General features: G+C 72.8%; 10 protein-coding genes. 1 reads left to right on the top strand and 9 read right to left on the bottom strand.

Features of this window, described 5'->3' with window-relative positions; genetic code table 11:
- Nucleotides 1-6: 6 nt before the first annotated feature.
- Nucleotides 7-1,311 (top strand): CapA family protein, encoded by a 1,305-nt coding sequence (locus K330_RS19200; RefSeq protein WP_084617159.1) that lies wholly within the window; start codon nucleotides 7-9, stop codon nucleotides 1,309-1,311.
- 75 nt (nucleotides 1,312-1,386) lie between these two features.
- Here the strand turns inward: K330_RS19200 and K330_RS19195 are convergent, their stop codons facing one another.
- The 9 genes from K330_RS19195 to K330_RS0104560 form a co-directional block, all read right to left on the bottom strand.
- A complete protein-coding gene (locus K330_RS19195; protein WP_022920680.1) occupies nucleotides 1,387-2,199 on the bottom strand; it encodes a TSUP family transporter in 813 nt (270 codons plus the stop codon).
- A 13-nt stretch (nucleotides 2,200-2,212) separates the two neighbouring features.
- On the bottom strand, nucleotides 2,213-4,009 hold the full coding sequence (locus K330_RS0104595) for a proline--tRNA ligase (protein ID WP_040657752.1): 1,797 nt from the start codon (nucleotides 4,007-4,009) through the stop codon (nucleotides 2,213-2,215).
- 104 nt (nucleotides 4,010-4,113) lie between these two features.
- Nucleotides 4,114-5,358 (bottom strand): cysteine desulfurase-like protein, encoded by a 1,245-nt coding sequence (locus tag K330_RS0104590; protein WP_022920678.1) that lies wholly within the window; start codon nucleotides 5,356-5,358, stop codon nucleotides 4,114-4,116.
- A 55-nt stretch (nucleotides 5,359-5,413) separates the two neighbouring features.
- A complete protein-coding gene (locus tag K330_RS23575; protein ID WP_022920677.1) occupies nucleotides 5,414-6,901 on the bottom strand; it encodes an FGGY family carbohydrate kinase in 1,488 nt (495 codons plus the stop codon).
- Nucleotides 6,902-6,903: 2 nt separating this feature from the next.
- The gene (locus tag K330_RS19190; protein WP_022920676.1) at nucleotides 6,904-8,286 is read right to left on the bottom strand and encodes a mannitol dehydrogenase family protein; all 1,383 of its coding nucleotides are present in this window, start codon (nucleotides 8,284-8,286) and stop codon (nucleotides 6,904-6,906) included.
- Nucleotides 8,283-9,710: a glucuronate isomerase gene (gene uxaC / locus K330_RS0104575; protein WP_022920675.1), complete on the bottom strand. Its 1,428-nt coding sequence runs from the start codon at nucleotides 9,708-9,710 to the stop codon at nucleotides 8,283-8,285. The genes K330_RS19190 and uxaC overlap by 4 nt, the downstream gene beginning before the upstream one ends.
- Nucleotides 9,711-11,015, bottom strand: coding sequence for a TRAP transporter large permease (locus K330_RS0104570; protein ID WP_029202313.1), 1,305 nt, complete (start codon nucleotides 11,013-11,015; stop codon nucleotides 9,711-9,713).
- Between the two features lie 2 nt (nucleotides 11,016-11,017).
- Entirely contained in the window at nucleotides 11,018-11,536 is a 519-nt protein-coding gene (locus tag K330_RS19185) for a TRAP transporter small permease (protein ID WP_022920673.1), read from the bottom strand.
- 21 nt (nucleotides 11,537-11,557) lie between these two features.
- On the bottom strand, nucleotides 11,558-12,577 hold the full coding sequence (locus K330_RS0104560; RefSeq protein WP_022920672.1) for a TRAP transporter substrate-binding protein: 1,020 nt from the start codon (nucleotides 12,575-12,577) through the stop codon (nucleotides 11,558-11,560).
- Between the last annotated feature and the right edge of the window lie 88 nt (nucleotides 12,578-12,665).

Here is a 12,665-nt window from a genome sequence, read left to right as displayed (position 1 = left end):
CCAGTCATGAGAGGAAAGGCGGCGGGGGCCGCGCTGGCGCTCGTCGGGTCGTTGGTGGTCACCGGTTGCGGTGGCGCGGTGATCCCGCGGGCCACGCCGCCGGAGTCACCCGGCGGGCAGTGGGAGCGGCCAGGAGGTGACGGTGCCCCCGGCACCGCCACGGCGGGTGCACCGCCGGCTGACGAGGCGGCCCGGACCTCCGCCGGGCAGGGGCCGTCGTCGGCGGAGCCGACCGCCGCCGAGGGCCCCCTCGAGGTCACCGTGGCGGCGACCGGCGACATCCTCGCCCACTCGCGGCTCAACCTGACCGCCAACGCCTACGCGGGCGGTGTCGAGGGTGCCTACGACTACACGCCGATGTTCGCGGACGTGGCGCCCGTCATCTCGGCCGCCGACGTGGCGCTGTGCCACCTGGAGACGCCGCTGTCGCCCGACAACACCGACCTGTCGGTGCCCGACACCCTCTCCTTCAACACCCCCCGGGAGATGGCCGACGCGCTGGCCGGGGCCGGCGTGGACGGCTGCGACTTCGCGTCCAACCACACGATGGACCGCGGCATCAGCGGCGTGGCCGCGACCGAGCAGGTGCTCCGGGACGTCGGCCTGGGCTACGCCGGCCCCACGGCGCACGAGGACCGCGCGGGGACGGCCGAGGTCTACGAGGTACCCACCGCCGACGGGAGCCTCGCCCGGGTAGGGCACCTGGCCTACACCTACACCTACCCCAACTCCGGTGGACCGACGACCGACGTCCCCGGCGAGGCCCCGTGGCTCATCGAGAGCTCCTGGCCCAACCTCGGCAGCGAGGGCATCCTCGAGCAGGCCCGGCGCGCCAAGGACGAGGGGGCCGACTTCGTCGTGGTGAGCATGCACTGGGGCGGGGAGTACCAGGCGCAGCCCCTCGACGAGCAGGTGGAGCTGGCGCACGACCTGCTCGAGGACGACGCCGTCGACCTCATCCTGGGCACCCACGTCCACGTCATCCAGCCCTGCGAGCGTGTCAACGGCAAGCACGTGGCCTACGGCCTGGGCAACTTCCTGTCCAACCAGTCGCCGGACACCAACGTCACCCTGAGCCCGCCGACGCAGGAGGGGATGGTCGCCACCTTCACCCTGCGGCGCGACGAGGAGGGCACGGTGACCACGCAGATGCAGTACCAGCCCACGCGCGTCGAGATCGACCCCGCCAACCAGCCCGGCCCGCACATCGTCCGGCTGGTCTCGCCGCAGACCTACCCGCAGACGTGGGAGCGCACCACGAGCACCGTGGACATGCTCGGCGGGTGCGAGGCCACGCCGGTCCACCCCTGACCCCGCGTCGCTGACGTCGGCATCACCTGGCGTGCGTCGACCTCGCCCACCAGGACGATGTCGACCGCGGGAGGGTCAGGCTGCCCCGCCTCGGCCGGCGAGCTGCACCCAGGTGTCCCAGCCGATCTTGACCACGAACGCCGCGAGCACGACCACGAAGAAGACCCGCACGAAGCCGCTGCCCCGCGCCACGGCCACGCGCGCGCCCAGGTAGCCGCCGACCACGTTGCAGGCACCCATCACCAGGCCTGCCTTCCACAGCACCGCTCCCTGGGGGACGAACACCGCCAGCGCCGCCAGGTTGGTCGCGACGTTGGCGATCTTGGCCTTGGCGCTCGCCTCGAGGAATCCGTAGCCCAGCACGCTGACCAGCGCGAAGACGAAGAACGACCCGGTGCCCGGTCCGAGCACGCCGTCGTAGGCCCCCACCGCCGCACCGATGAGCAGGGCCGTGGCCAGGTGCCGGCGGGGATGGCGATGCCCGAAGCGCAGCGCCTGCATCTGCCCCATCGAGGGCCGGGCGAGGGTGTAGACGCCGACCGCGACCAGCACGGTGAGGATGATCGGGTTGAAGGCCTCCTTGCTGATGAGGAAGGCCAGCGCCGCACCCCCCAGGCTCCCGACGAACGCCGCCAGCGCGAGCGGCACCGCGGTGCGCAGGTCGGGCCGGACCCGCCGGACGTAGGTGACCGAGCTCGTGGTGGTGCCCATGATCGAGCCCAGCTTGTTGGTCGCCAGCAGCTGCACCGGGCTCGCGCCGGGCAGGCCGACGAGGAGGGCGGGCAGCTGGATCAGCCCCCCGCCCCCAACGACGGCGTCGACGAAGCCGGCGGCCAGCCCGGCGAGGGCCAGGAAGACCAGGACGCTCGCGTCGAGGTTCTCGACCACCTCGGGTATGCCGTCAGGCGGGGTGCGCGTCGCCGCGCACCTCGGCGAGGACCTCGCCCACGGTCCGCTCGACCGGCACGTCGCGGCGCTCGCCGGTGCGCCGGTCCTTGATCTCGATCGTGCCGTCGGCCAGGCCCTTGCCGATCACCACGATCGTGGGCATCCCGAGCAGCTCGGCGTCCTTGAACTTCACGCCGGGGCTGACCTTGCGCCGGTCGTCGTAGACCACCGTCAGGCCGGCGGCCTCCAGGTCGGCGACGAGCAGCTCTCCCTGGTCGAAGACGGTCTGGTCCTTGCCGGTGGCGACCACGTGGACGTCGGCGGGGGCCAGCTCGCGCGGCCAGCACAGACCGATGTCGTCATGGGTGCCCTCGGCGATCGCGGCGACGGCTCGGGAGACGCCGATGCCGTAGGAGCCCATCGTCACGGTGACGAGCTTGCCGAACTCGTCGAGCACCTTGAGGTCGAGCGCCTCGGCGAACTTGCGGCCGAGCTGGAAGATGTGACCCATCTCGATGCCGCGGGCCGTGTGCAGGACGCCGTCGCCGTCGGGGCTCGGGTCGCCGTCGCGGATCTCGGCGGCCTGGATCGTGCCGTCGGCGGTGAAGTCCCGGCCGTGGACGAGGTCGAGGACGTGCTTGCCGTGCTCGTCGGCGCCGGTGACCCACGCGGACCCCTCGGCGACGGACGGGTCGAGCAGGTACCTGATGCGGCTGCTCCTCGGGTCCGCATTGTTCTCGCCGAGCACCCCGGGGCCGATGTAGCCCTTGGCGAGCATCGGGTAGGCCGCGAAGTCCTTCTCCTCGAACGCCGTCACCTCGGCCGGGGAGACCTGCGCCTCCAGCCGCTTGGCGTCGACCTCGCGGTCGCCCGGCACGCCGATGGCCAGCGGCTCACGTGTGCCGTCCGGGTGGACGAGCACGACCAGGACGTTCTTGAGGGTGTCGGCAGCCGTCCACCCACGACCGTCCTGGCGCGGGTGGTGGGCGTTGAGCGAGGCCACGAGCGTCTCGATCGTGGGGGTGTCGGGGGTGTCCTCGACGTGCGCGGCCGGCGTCAGAGCCACGACCTCGGGCGCGACCGGGTCCGCGACGGGCATGACCACGGCCTCGACGTTCGCGGCATACGTCCCGGAGTCGTTGCGGACGAAGGTGTCCTCGCCGATCGGGCTCACCGCGAGGAACTCCTCGCTCGCCGAGCCGCCCATGGCGCCGGACATCGCGGCGACGATGACGTACTCGAACCCGAGCCGGTCGAAGATCCGGACGTAGGCCGCGCGGTGCGCGTCGTAGGACGCCTGCAGCCCCTCGTCGTCGACGTCGAAGGAGTAGGAGTCCTTCATGACGAACTCGCGACCACGCAGGAGCCCGGCCCGCGGACGTGCCTCGTCGCGGTACTTGGTCTGGATCTGGTAGAGGCTCAGGGGCAGCTCCTTGTAGGAGCTGAACATGTCCTTGACGGCGAGGGTGAACATCTCCTCGTGCGTCGGCCCGAGCAGGTAGTCGGCGCCCTTGCGGTCCTGGAGGCGGAAGATGTTGTCGCCGTACTCCGTCCAGCGGTTCGTCGCCTCGTAGGGCTCCCGCGGCAGCAGCGCGGGGAAGCTCAGCTCCTGGGCCCCGATGGCGTCCATCTCCTCCCGCACGATCTGCTCGACCTTGCGCAGCACCTTCAGGCCCAGCGGCAGCCAGGTGTAGACGCCCGGGGCGGCCCGCCGGATGTAGCCGGCGCGCACGAGCAGCTTGTGCCCGGGCAGCTCGGCGTCGGCCGGGTCCTCGCGCAAGGTCCGCAGGAACAGGGTCGACAGGCGCATGGCCACGTGGGTGCACTCCTCGCGTCGGGCGGGTGGTCCCGGACCGGGCAGGTATGCCGCGCGCGGGCGCGCAGGCTCGCCCCGGTCGGGCGGACCGTCAGAGCCTACCGGTCGGCCGCGATCTTCTCGACGCCCTCCAGGAGCCGGTCGACGTCGTCGGTGCTGGTGTAGGGAGCCATCCCGACGCGCACTCCCCCGGCCGGTCCGAGCCCGAGCCGGTGGCTCAGCTCCCAGGCGTAGAAGTGGCTCGCGGGGGCGTTGACCCCCAGCCCGGCCAGGTGCCGGTGCACGGCAGCAGGCTCGACGCCCTCGAGCGTGAACAGCAGCGTGGGGGTGCGGTGGGCCGCGCGGGACCAGACCGTCACGCCGTCGATCGAGCGCAGCCCCTCCTCGGCACGCTCCCGGAGGGCGTCCTCGTGCTCCTCCAGCGCGGCGAACGAGGCCGCCAGCCGCTCGCGCCGCCCCAGGCCCGCCGGCGAGGGGTGGGCACCGGCGCCCGCGCCGAGCCAGGCCAGGCCGGCGAGGAGGTCGACCGCGGCCGTGGTGCCGGCGAGCAGCTCGTAGGGCAGCGTGCCGAGCTCGAAGCGCTCCGGCACCGCGTCGGAGGAGGGCAGCAGCTTGTCGGGACGCAGCTCCTCCAGCAGGTCCGCGCGCCCGGTCGTCACGCCCAGGTGGGGACCGAGGAACTTGTAGGGCGAGCACGACAGCAGGTCGGCGCCGAGGGCCTCGCGGTCGAGCAGGTCGTGCGCGGCGAGGTGGACGGCGTCGACGTGCACCAGCGCCCCGACCTCGTGAGCGGCCTCCACGACCGCGGGCAGGTCGGGCCGGGTGCCGATGAGGTTGCTGGCGGCGGTCACCGCCACGAGCCGGGTCCGGTCGGAGAGCACGGCCCGCACGGCGTCGACCGGCAGCTCGCCGGTCGAGGGGTCCATCTCGGCCCAGCGGACGGTCGCACCGACCGCCTCGGCGGCGATCACCCAGGGACGGACGTTGCCGTCGTGGTCGAGGGAGGTCACGACGACCTCGTCACCCGGGCCCCACCGGTGGCATCGCGCGAGCGTGCGCCCCAGGTCCATCGCGTTGGCCGTCATGCTCCGTCCGAAGATCACGGTGGCGGGGTCGGAGCCGAGCAGGTCGGCCATGGCGGCGCGGGCCTCGCGCACGGTCCGCTCGGCCAGCTGCTCGGCCGCGGTCACCGTGCCACGGTTGGCGATCGAGCTCGTCATCGTGCGGGCGACGGCCTCGGCCACGGCGGCGGGGGTCTGGGAGCCGCCCGGCCCGTCGAAGTGGGCGGTGCCGGAGGACAGCGCCGGGAAGTGCTCACGGACGGCGGACACGTCATACCTCATGGCGCCAACCTAGCCGCGGCGGGCGGCACGTCGGACCAGGGGTAGGACGGCCCCGTCAGCGCACGTGCGCCAGGCGTCCGGCCGCGGCTCCCAGCCCTCCGGCCAGGTCCGCCAGGCGGCGCCGCCTGTCGGCGTGGAGGTCGACCAGCCCGGGGTCGGGCTCGACGGTGACCGGTGGCTCCTGGGCGACCGTCAGCAGGGCACCTGCCGCCTCGGGAGAGGTGGCGACACCCAGCCCGTGCAGCGCCAGGGCGGCCGCACCGACGGCGCGGGGCGGCGGGCCGGCCCGCGTCCGCACCGGCCGGTCCAGCACGGCGGCGAGCGTCTCCAGCTGCCAGCGGTGCTCGAGGTGCCCGCCTCGGACGTCGAGCGGGCCGACGTCTCCGGTCAGGCGCACCACCGCCTCGAGCAGCACGGCGACCTGGAGCGCCCGCGCCTCGAGCACGGCGCGCGCCAGGTGCTCGGCCCGGTGGTACGGGGCAAGACCCAGGACGGCACCGGGCAGCGACCCCTCCCACACGGGTGAGACGTCGTCCGGCAGGTGCGGCAGCACGGTCAGCCCGCCGGCGCCGTGGGGCGTCCGACCTGCCCGCTCCAGCACGTCCGGGGCGGTGCAGGGCACCGGCCCCCAGGCTCCGCCCAGCTCACCACCGACGACCCAGCGCCCCTGCCACAGCACCGACCCGGACAGCCCGTCGGGCAGCCGGGCGGGCGGGTCGCCCGCGGAGACCACGTGCAGCCTCCCTGCACGGTCCAGGGCCAGGTCAGCCGCACCGGGAGACGCGCCGACCGCGCCCAGGACGCCGCAGACGTGAGAGGCGGCGCCGGCGGCGACGGGCGTCCCGGCGGGAAGGCCCGTCCTGTGCCCGGCGGACGGGTCCACCTCGAGGATCTCGGTGGTCTCGACGATGCGCGGCAGCTGCTCCGGGCCCACCCCCGCGAGCTCGAGGGCGCCCTCGTGCCAGGTGCCGGTGGCCACGTCGAGCAGTCCGCTGGCGGTGGCGCTGGTGCGGTCGACCAGCAGCCGGCCGGTCAGGTGGTGCAGGACCAGCCCCTGGAGGCCGACCCACGCGTGCACCCGCCCGCACAGCTCCGGGTCACGGTCCTGCGACCACATCAGGGCGGCGAGCGGGCTGCCGGGCCGGACCGGCCGTCCGGTGGCGCGCAGCAGGTGCAGACCCACGGGCATCCGGCGCAGGCCGGCCGCCAGCTCGGCGGCGCGGGCCTGCGTCCCGGTCAGGACACCGGTGAGCGGCCGTCCCGCACGGTCCAGGCCCACGACGGGGCAGGGGTCGGCGGACACCCCGACCGCCGTGACCCGGCCGTCCACGGCAGCCACGCAGGCCCGCAGCGCCTCGTCGCACGCGTCCAGCAGGGAGCTGGGGTCAGGACGGGGCTGCCCGTCCTCGTCCCTGCCCCGCAGGACCGGACGGCTGACCACCGGAACGGGCTCGGTGCCGCCGGGGACCAGGGCCGCGCAGGTGACCGTCGTGGTGCCGACATCCAGGCCGAGGACGGAGCCGAGGACCTGGTGCCGGGCCACCGTCAGCCCTCGTCGGGGTGCGCCTCGCCACCGAGCTCGGCGGCGAGGTGGAGCGCACGGTCGAGCAGGCCAGGGTCGATCTCCCAGTGCTGCAGGACGCGGCCCACCGCCGAGGCCAGGTCGCCGTCCACCAGCGCCCGGGCACGGTCGGCCGCGGCGTCCGTCAGGGGGGCGCCGGCTCCGCGCGCGTGCAGCACCCAGGCCACGACGGCACGCAGCGCGCCGTCGACGTCGCCCCCCGCCTCGTGCTCGGCCCGCAGGGCGGGGACGATCCGGACCGGGATCTTCTGCATCCCGTCGGCGGCGATCTGGGCGAGGAGGTGGCGGATCCGGGGGTTCTCGAACCGCTCGACGAGTGCGGAGGTGTAGCCCCGCAGCTCGGTCTCCGGCAGCTCCAGGTGCGGCACCGCCACGTCCCACCACTGCCGGACCCAGCCGGCGAGCAGCTCGTCGCCCATCGCTTCCGCGACGGTCTCGTGGCCGCGGATGCTCCCGGCGTAGGCGAGAAGGGAGTGCGCCCCGTTGAGCAGCCAGAGCTTGCGGGTCTCGTAGGGCCGCACGTCGTCGGTGATGACCGCGCCCGCCGTCTCCCAGGCGGGGCGGCCGCCGACGAAGTCCCCGGCCAGGTCCCACTCCACGAACGGCTCGGTCACGACCACGGTCGGGTCGTCCACGCCGGTCAGCTCCGGCACCGCCGCCCGGTCGGCGTCCGTGGGTCGCGGCGTGATGCGGTCGACCGCGGTGGTGACGAACGAGACGTGCTCCTCCACCCACGCCGCCAGGGTGGGGTCCAGCTGCTCGGCCGCACCGAGGACGACCGACCTGGCGACCGCACCGTTGTCGGGCAGGTTGTCGCAGGGCACGATCGTCAGTCCACCCGCGCCGACGTCGCGCCGTGCGGCGAGCCCGCTGGCGATCCGCACGGGGGCCGTGCGCAGCGTGTCCCGCCGGCCGGCGGGCCAGTCCTCGAGGTCGGCGCGCACCTGCTCGTCCTCAAGGTCGAGACCACCGTCACCGCCCCGACGGTAGCCCGCCTCCGTGACGGTGGTGGTCAGCACGGTCACGACGGGGTCGGCGAGGTAGCGGTGCCACGCCTGCAGGTCGGAGCCCGCGTGCGCGGCGACCAGGCTCTCGACGACCTCGGCACGGGCGCCCTCGGCGCCGTCCACGACGAGGGTGTAGAGCCCGTCCTGTGCGCTGAGCTGCTCGGCGATCTCTGTCGAGCTGCCGGTGAAGGCTGCGATCCCCCACCGGTCACCGGGGCCGCCGGCCTGGTTGGCGCGGTGCGTGTACCAGGCCTGGTGGGCACGGAAGAAGTTGCCCAGGCCCAGGTGCACCATGCGCACGGGCGGGGCCGGCGTCGTGCGCCGCAGCGGCGAGCTCACAGGCCGAACACCTCCCTCGGCTGGTCCCGCACGAGGTAGCGGGCCGTCTCGACGGCCTCGTCCTCCGACAGGCGGTGCTCGGCGACCAGCCGGGCCAGGAACCCGCTGTCGAGGCGGCGGGCCATGTCGTGGCGCGCCGGGATGGACAGGAAGGCACGGGTGTCGTCGATGAAGCCCGACGTGCGGGTGAAGCCGGCCGACTCCGTGACCGCGGCCCGGAACCGGGTGATGGCGTCCGGTGCGTCGATGAACCACCAGGGCACGCCGATCCGCAGGCTCGGGTAGAACCCGGCCAGGGGGGCGAGCTCGCGGGAGTAGACGGTCTCGTCGATGGTGAAGACCACCAGGGTCAGGTCGGGGTGCGTGCCGAAGCGGGCCAGCGCCGGCTGCAGCGCACGCGTGACCTCGACCGCGATCGGGATGTCCGCACCGACGTCGGCCCCGTAGGTGTCGAACGTCGGGGTGTGGTGGTTGCGGTGGACGGCCGGGTGCAGCGTCATGGTCAGGCCGTCCTCGGTCGCCATCCGGACCATCTCGGTGACCATGTGCCGACGCAGCCGGTCGCCGTCCGGTGCGGAGATCTCGCCGCGCCGTGCCAGGGCGTAGAGACGCTCGGCCTCCGGCCCCTCCAGGGGCTCGGTCCCGAGGTCGCGGTGGCTGTGGTCGGTGGAGACCGCGCCGTGCGCCTTGAAGTAGGCACGGCGGTCCTCCATGGCGGCGACCCACCCGGCGTAGGTCCCGGTGTCCTGGCCGCTGACCTGGGCCAGGCGGTCCACGTGGCCGACCCACGCCGCGGTGGCGGGCTCGAGGTACCTGTCCGGGCGGAAGGTCGGCACGACCTTCCGGGCGAACGACGGGTCGTCGGCGAGCGCCCGGTGGTGGGCGAGGTCGTCGCAGGGGTCGTCCGTCGTGGCGAGGAACTCGATCTCGAAGGAGTCCATGAGCGCCCGCGGCCGGGAGCTGTCCCTGGCGATCCAGGCGGCGATCGCGTCGTAGATCGCGTCGGCGGTCCCGGCCGACGGCACCAGGTCGATGCCGAAGACCTCCACCAGCTGGGTCTCGAACCACAGCCGCATGGGGGTGCCGCGGTAGACGGGCCAGTGCCGGCAGAAGATGCGGAAGGCCTCCCGGGACTCCTGAGGCGACAGCTCGCCCCGCCCCACGCCCAGGCTCGAGAGCTGGACGCCGCTGGCGTGCAGCACCCGGGTGATGTAGTGGTCCGGCGTGATGAGCATCGAGGTGGGGTCCGCGAAGGGGGTGTCCTGCGCGAGCCATGCCGGGGGCACGTGACCGTGGGGGGAGACGATCGGCAGGCCGGCCACCTCTGCGTAGATCCGCCGGGCCACGTCGCGGGTCCCCGGGTCCACCGGCAGGAGCCGGTCGGGGTGCAGCGTGAGCCGGGAGGCGGTGGTCGTGGGGTTCACTCAGATCAGTCCTAGCGTGGTCGGGAGCCACATCGACAGGAAGGGCACGAAGACGACGATCAGCAGGCCGATGAAGAGGGCGAGCAGGAACCACCCGAGCTTGGCCACGACCGGCTCGATCCGCAGCCCGGCGACCCGGGCCCCGACGAACAGGACGTTGCCCACCGGTGGGGTGATCACCCCGACGCTCAGGTTGTAGACGATGATCGCCCCGAAGTGGACGGGGTGGATGCCGAACTCGGAGACGATCGGCAGGAAGATGGGCGTGAAGATCAGGATCGCCGGCGTCGGGTCCATGAAGGTGCCGACCACCAGCAGGATGATCATCATCAGGATGAGGATGACCTGGGGGTTGGTGGTCAGGCCCAGCAGGGCGTCGGAGACCAGGCGCGGGATCCGTGCGAAGGACATCACCCACGACAGCGCCGAGGAGACGCCGACGAGCAGCATGACGATGGCCGTCGTGCGGGCCGAGTCGAGCAGCACCTTGGGCAGGTTCCCGACCGTCATCTCGCGGTAGAGCAGGCCCAGCACCAGGGTGTAGACCACCGCGATGGCGGCGGACTCGGTCGGCGTGAACCAGCCGATGAGGATGCCGCCGACGACGATGACGATCATGAACAGGGACGGCACGGCCCGCCAGACGGTCAGCAGGGACTGCCCGATGGTCGGGTGCTCCGTGGCGGGCGGGGCGCCGTACTTCTTGTGCATGACCATGACGACCGCGATGCAGGCCAGGACCCAGACGAGGCCGGGGCCGACGCCGGCCATGAACAGCGCGGCGATCGAGGTGCTGCTCACCAGCGAGTAGACGATGAAGGTGTTGCTCGGGGGGATGAGCATCCCGGCCGGTGCCGAGGCCACGTTGACGGCGGCGGCGTAGGGGCGGTTGTAGCCCTCCTGCACCATCCGGGGCTGGGTGACGGTCCCGACGGCCGCGGCGGCCGCGACGGCGGCACCGGAGACGGCCCCGAAGAGGCCGTTGGCGACGACGTTGGTCGCGGCCAGCGAGGACGGCATCCGGCCCACGAGCACCTTGGCGGCGTCGATGAGGCGCGTCGCGATGCCTCCGGAGTTCATCAACGACCCGGCCAGCACGAAGAGGGGTATGGCCAGCAGCGGGAAGCTGTTGATGCCGGTGAACATGCGCTGGGAGGTGGTGAGCACGGCGCGGTCCGGGCCCAGGAGGACGACGGCCGCGGCGAGGGTGGACAGCCCGATGCCGACCGCGATCGGCATACCCAGGGCGATGCCCGCGAGGATCCCGAAGAGCAGGATCAGGGCGGCGATGGTGGAGGGGTCCACCGTCACTCACCTCCCTTCTCGACGACGACCTGCTCGAGGTCCTCGTCATGGGCGAACGGGTCTGCGCGCAGCGCGTCCACGAGGTGGTGCAGCGCGTAGACGAGGATGAGCACCCCGGTGATGGGCATCACGAGGTACATCTGCCCGAGCGTGCCGGGCAGGGACGACAGCTGCTGGTTCCAGGCGCCCTGCGAGGCGCGCCACCCACCCCAGACGAGGATCAGCACCGACATCGCGATGATCGCCAGCTGGACGAGCACCCCGACGGCCTTGCGTCCCGCGAGCGGCAGCTTGCGGACCAGCCAGTCCACGGCGATGTGCCCCTTCTCGGAGAACACGAGCGCGGTGGCGAAGAACCCGAGCCAGACGAACGTCATCCGGGAGGCCTCCTCCGTCCAGGTGCTCGGGGTGAGCACCTGACGGCTGAAGACCTGCCAGACCACGATCACGACCAGGACCGCGAACAGGACGACCGAGGCGACGGCCAGGACCCTGTCGAGACCCCTCTTGACGGCAGCCATGGTGGGCGACGCGCCTTCAGCTCACTTCGCCGCGGCGCGGGCCGCGTCGAAGAGCGCCTTCTGGGAGTCGGTGGTGAGGAACTCCTCCTGCAGCGGGGCGATGGCCTCGGCGAAGGCCTCGGCGTCGACGTCCACGAAGGTGGCGCCGCCGGCCTCGGCGTCGGCGATCGCCTGGTCCGTGGCCTCGGCCCACAGCTGGGTGTGCTCCTGGTGCGCCGCGGTCCAGCCGTCGAGGAAGGCCTGGCGGTCCTCCTCGCTCATGCTCTCGAGCACGTCGGTGTTGATGATGAGGTAGTCCAGGCCGACCAGGTGGTTGGTCCGGGAGTAGACCGGCGCGACCTCGAAGTGCTTCTGGGTGAAGTAGGACACCTCGTTGTTCTCGGCGCCGTCGAGGACGCCCGACTGCAGCGCGGTGTAGACCTCGCCGAAGGCCATCGGGGTGGCCGAGCCACCCATGGCCTCGATCATGCCGATGTGCAGGGGGCTCTCCTGGACGCGGACCTTCATCCCGGCCATGTCCTCGGGCGTGCGGATCTCCTTGTCGGAGTAGATGCTGCGGGTGCCCTGGGTGAAGCCGCCGAGGATCGTGACGTTGTTGCTCTCCTCCAGGGAGGTGTAGAGGTCGCCGACGATCTCCTCGTCGTGGATGACCTCCATCTGGTGCTCCACGCTGTCGAAGGCACCGGGCATGTTGAACGCCGCGAAGTCGGCGTTGAGGTTCTCCAGCTGGGTGCCGGAGACGATCGCCAGGTCGACGGAGCCGTCGCCGACGTACTGCAGGGCCTCGGCCTGGGCGCCGAGCTCCTCGTTGGGGTAGACCTCGATGCTGTAGCGGTCCTCGGTGTCCTCCGACAGCTTCTGGCCGAAGTTGTCGAGGGCGATGAACGAGGGGTGCTCCTCGGTCTGGTTGAGGGCGAGGCGCATGTCGGCGCCGCCGCCTCCGCCGCCTGCGGTCGAGCCGGAGCTGTCGGAGCCGTTGCCGCACGCGGCGAGCGCCAGGACGGAGAACGCCGCGGTGACGGCGAGCGTGTGCTTCTTCATCGAAGAGACCTGCTTTCTTGTCGGGGGCCCGGCGCTGGTGCGCGACGGCGGGCACGTCGGGATAGATCCATTGGAGGGGTAGAGCGTG

Origin of the sequence: Ornithinimicrobium pekingense DSM 21552 (genome assembly GCF_000421185.1) — a bacterium.
In the GTDB taxonomy this organism is placed as follows: Bacteria; Actinomycetota; Actinomycetes; order Actinomycetales; family Dermatophilaceae; genus Ornithinicoccus; species Ornithinicoccus pekingensis.
The sequence above is the reverse complement of the archived record's forward strand: the minus strand, read 5'-3'. Positions and strand labels throughout refer to the sequence as shown.